This window comes from Paracoccus panacisoli (assembly GCF_042435015.1).
Classification (GTDB): Bacteria; Pseudomonadota; Alphaproteobacteria; order Rhodobacterales; family Rhodobacteraceae; genus Paracoccus; species Paracoccus panacisoli.
The window spans coordinates 1-4,430 of record NZ_JBHMQU010000082.1 but is presented as its reverse complement, the minus strand read 5'-3'; the positions used below and the strand labels follow the sequence as shown (position 1 = coordinate 4,430).

The 4,430-nt window shown below is 75.6% G+C and carries 3 protein-coding genes; 1 reads left to right on the top strand and 2 read right to left on the bottom strand.

The features are described 5' to 3' along the window. Positions 1-193 precede the first annotated feature (193 nt). The gene (locus ACFHYO_RS14685; protein ID WP_394321369.1) at positions 194-1,564 is read right to left on the bottom strand and encodes a YcjX family GTP-binding protein; all 1,371 of its coding nucleotides are present in this window, start codon (positions 1,562-1,564) and stop codon (positions 194-196) included. 107 nt (positions 1,565-1,671) lie between these two features. Continuing rightward, a complete protein-coding gene (locus ACFHYO_RS14680) occupies positions 1,672-2,913 on the bottom strand; it encodes a hypothetical protein (RefSeq protein WP_394321367.1) in 1,242 nt (413 codons plus the stop codon). Positions 2,914-3,087: 174 nt separating this feature from the next. Between ACFHYO_RS14680 and hrpB the strand changes: the two genes are divergently transcribed. Then, the coding region (gene hrpB, locus ACFHYO_RS14675) for an ATP-dependent helicase HrpB (protein ID WP_394321366.1) at positions 3,088-4,430 on the top strand (1,343 nt) is incomplete at its 3' end.

The following is a 4,430-nucleotide window of genomic DNA, read 5'->3' as shown; positions in this document are numbered from 1 at the left end:
GGGCCGGCTCGGGCTGCGGGGCCGCCGCGCGCGGCGCGGCGTCGGGCGCCACCGGCTCGGCCGGGGTGGCGGCGGGGCCGTATTCCACGAGCACCGGGCCGCGGCGCGGAGGTTTCGGACTGTCAGCCACGGCGCGTCACCTGCGGTCGAAAGGGGTTCTGGGCCGGAAGGACGCCCCGCGGGCCGCACCCGCTCATATCCGGTCCCCGATCAGGAACTCGGCCGCGCGGTCCATGCGGATGTGCGGCGGCCCGTCGCCCGGGCGCATCGTGTTCGGAGCCGGGGCGAAGTCCATCGCCGCATAGTCGCCGTCGAGCCACCGCGCCGCGCCCTCGGCCGCGGGGGCCAAGAGCGCCGCGGGGTTGTCGGGCAACTCGCCGGGATAGAAGGCCGCCTCGCGCCCGTCCATCAGCGTCCCGCGCACGGCGGGCAGCTCGGCCCCGTCCTGGCGGATCGTCTCTTCGGTCGTGGTCCTCAGCGCGGCGATGGCCAGCGCCTCGGTCCGCGCGCCCTGGAAATCGGCCCGGTCCCGCGCCTCGCGCAGCATCGCGGTCAGGATCGCCGTCAGCCGGGCGTGCTGGGTGTGGTGCAGGTGGTCGGCCTTGGTCGCGGCGAACAGGATCCGCTCGACCCGCCGCGTCCCCAGAAGCTGCGCCAGCCAGCCCGCCCGCCCCGGCCGGAAGGCCGACAGGATGTCGGCCATCGCCCGGCGCATGTCCTCGACCGCGCGCGGCCCGGCGTGGACCGCGCCCAGCACGTCGACCAGCACCACCTGCCGGTCGATATGGGCGAAGTGGTCGCGGAAGAAGGGCCGCACCACGCTTTTCTTGTAGGCGTCGAACCGCCGCTCGAACTCGCGCGCGAGGGGCGAGCGGCCCTCGACGGGCGGCAGCGGCGCAAAGGTCAGCGCGGGCGAACCCTCCATCTCGCCCGGCAGCAGGACCCGTCCCGGCGTGCAGTCCGAGAACCCGGCAGCCCGCGCCGCCGCCAGATGCGCCGTATAGGCCGCGGCCAGCCGCTGCGCGGTCGGCTCGTCGAACCGCGCGGCCGGGTCGATGCCGTCGAGCGCGGCGAGGTAGGTCTCGGCCCCCGGCCGCCCCGGCATCCGGTCCAGCACCTCGGCCGACCATTCGGCGAAGCTGCGCTCCATCAGCCGCAGGTCCAGAAGCCACTCGCCGGGATAGTCCACGATGTCGAGATGCAGCGTCTGCGTCCCCCTGAGCCCGCCCAGCAGCCCGCGCGGCTGGACCCTGAGCGACAGGCGCAGCTCGCTGACGTGGCGGGTGCCCTCGGGCCAGTGCGGGTCGGGGCCGGTCAGCGCGGCAAGGTGCCGCTCGAACTCGAAGCGCGGCACGGTGTCGTCGGGCTGCGGCTGCAGCCACGCGGCCCGGATCGAGCCGTCCGCGGCGGCGCGCAGCGCGGGCATCCGGCCCCGGTCCAGCAGGTTCGCCACCAGCGAGGTGATGAACACCGTCTTGCCCGCCCGGCTCAGCCCGGTGACGCCGATCCTGAGCACCGGATCGCCGAGGCCGATGCCCCTGAGCAGCGTGTCTGACAGACCCATGCGGCCCCCAATCCCTTGCGCGGCCTTACAGATAGGGTCGCGGGGGTCGAACGACCAGAGGCCGGGGCGGGTTCACTCGGGGCCGCCATCCGGGGCGTCGCGTCGCGTCAGATCGTCTCGAACACGTCGATGGTGACGTCCCATTGCCCGCCCGTCACCGGCGTGCCGTCGAGGTCGGTATAGCGCACCGCATCGCCGTCCTCGTGCTGCAGCCGCACCGCAAGGTCGGTCGCGCCGAGAAGCCGCATCACCACCTGCCCGTCGAGCCGCAGGATGGTGTGGCCGTTCCGCTCTTCCACCGTCAGGTCGCTGAAATCGGCGGCGGCCTCGTCCTCGGGCAGCTTCAGCAGCAGCGTGTCGGCGCCCGCCGCGAAGTCGCCGATCGTGGCCGCGTCGCCGGCCCGCTCGAAGGCGATGAACCGGTCGGCGCCGGTGCCGCCCCAGGCGCTGTCGTCGGCGTCCATGCGGATCGTGTCGTTGCCCGCCCCGCCCTTCAGCACCGTCCGGTGCCCCGAGTAGTGCAGCTCGAACCGGTCCGCGCCCGACAGGGCATTCTCGCGCAGATAGGTGCCGCGCAGCAGGTCGTCGCCGTCGCCCCCGTCGAGGACCGAGCCCGCGGCCGCCGAATGCAGCGTGTCGCGCCCCGCGCCCTCCGCCGCGACGATCCGCAGGGTCGAGCCGATGGTGTCGTCCCCCGCCCCGCCGAGCGCCGTGACCCCGACGCCGGTGCCGGTGATCCGGTCGTTGCCCGCCCCGCCGACCGCGCGACTCGTGGCCCCGGCGAACAGGCGGTCGTCGCCGTTGCCGCCGTTCACCAGCGACCGGTCGCCCACCGCCAGCACGTCGTCGCCGTTCCAGCCGAAGACCTGGGTGCGATGCTCGACCCGCACCACGTCGTTGGCGATGCCGCCCTGGAACTCGAACCCGTCGGTGGGGCCGACGCCCAGCACCACGACCTGGGCGGTCGCATCGTTCGGCCCGACGACCAGATCCTGCCGGCCGACCAGCAGAACCCCCTGCGTCAGCCAGCGCGCGTTGATCCGGTCGCCCGTGGCGTCGTCGGCCACCGTCGCCTCGATCCCGCGCCCGGTGAGGGTCAGGACATCCGCCCCCGCCCCGCCCCAGACCTGGGTCAGCCCGGCGGACAGGGTGTGGCCGGGCAGCGGCTCCCACCGGGGCAGCGTCGGCATCCCGCCGGGCTGGTCCATCACCAGCTGCAGCGTCGCGGCGCTGCGGCCGTGCAGCGTCAGGCGGTCGTCGCCGCCGAGCGCATGGATCACCCCCGAGGTGGCCGGACCCACCGCCAGCGTGTCGTTGCTGCCCGTCAGCGAGATCACCCGAAACACCATTCCTGCCCCCCGTCGCGCCTGCAACTGCCTCGTTTCGCAGGGTTCTGGCGGGGCGGGGGCCGCACCGTCAAGACATATTCGACATATGCGACACGACGGCCGCGGGGCGGGTGACATTGCCACGGTTTCCCGCCATCACCGGCACCTGTCCCCTGTCCCCGACGCGCTGGTGCGATGCCCGAACCCCTGCCCATCGACGCCGCCCTGCCGGCCTTGCGCGCCGCGCTGGCGGACCACGGCCGCGCGGTCCTCGTCGCCCCGCCGGGCGCGGGCAAGACGACGCGCGTGCCGCTCGCGCTCATGGACCAGATCCCCGGCCGGATCGTCATGCTCGAACCCCGCCGCCTCGCCGCCCGCGCGGCCGCCGAGCGGATGGCCGCCACGCTGGGCGAGGCCGTCGGCGCCCGCGTCGGCTACCGCATCCGGGGCGAGGCGGTGCCGGGCGCCCGCATCGAGGTCGTGACCGAGGGCATCCTCACCCGCATGATCCAGTCCGACCCGTCGCTCGACGGCATCGGCGCGGTGATCTTCGACGAGTTCCACGAGCGCAGCCTCAACGCCGACCTCGGCCTCGCCCTGGTGTGGGAGGCGCGGGGCGCGCTGCGCCCCGACCTCGCGCTGCTGGTCATGTCGGCGACGCTGGCGGCCGAGCCGGTGGCGGCGCTGCTGGACGACGCGCCGGTGGTGCGCTCGGAGGGGCAGGCCTTCCCGGTCGAGACGCGCTGGCTGCCCCGCCCCCTGCCCGCCGGCGCCCGGCTGGTCCCCGAGGCCGCGCGGCTCATCGCCCAGGCCGAGGCGGAAACCGAAGCCGGCACCATCCTCGCCTTCCTGCCCGGCGAGGGCGAGATCCGGCGCGTGACCGCCCTGCTCGACACAGGCGCCGAGGTGCTGCCGCTCTACGGCGCGCTGCCGGCCGAGGCGCAGCGGGCGGCGCTGGCCCCGCCGGGCGCGCGGCGGCGGATCGTGCTGGCGACGGCGATCGCCGAGACCTCGCTGACCATCCCCGGCGTGACCGTGGTGGTGGACGCCGGCCGGGCGCGGCGGGCGCGCTTCGACCCCGGCTCGGGGATGTCTCGCCTCGTGACCGAGCGCGTCAGCCGCGCCGAGGCCGACCAGCGCCGCGGCCGCGCGGGCCGCGTGGCGCCGGGCGTCTGCTACCGGATGTGGGCGCGCGCGGAAGAGGGCGCGCTGCCCGGCTTCGCCCCGCCCGAGATGCTGACCGCCGACCTCGCCGGGCTGGCGCTGGAACTCGCCGTCTGGGGTGGGGGCGAGGGCCTTGCCTTCCTGACCCCTCCGCCCGAGGCGGGGCTCGCTGAGGCGCGGGCGCTGCTCGCAGGGCTCGGCGCGCTCGACGCCGCCGGCCGGATCACCGCGCATGGGCGGGCGATGGCGGCGCTGCCGCTGCACCCGCGGCTGGCGCATATGCTGCTGACCGCGGGGCGGGGGGCGGCGCCGCTCGCGGCGCTGATGGCCGAGCTGGACCACGCGGTCGTGGTCTGCACCCGCGAGGGGCGGGT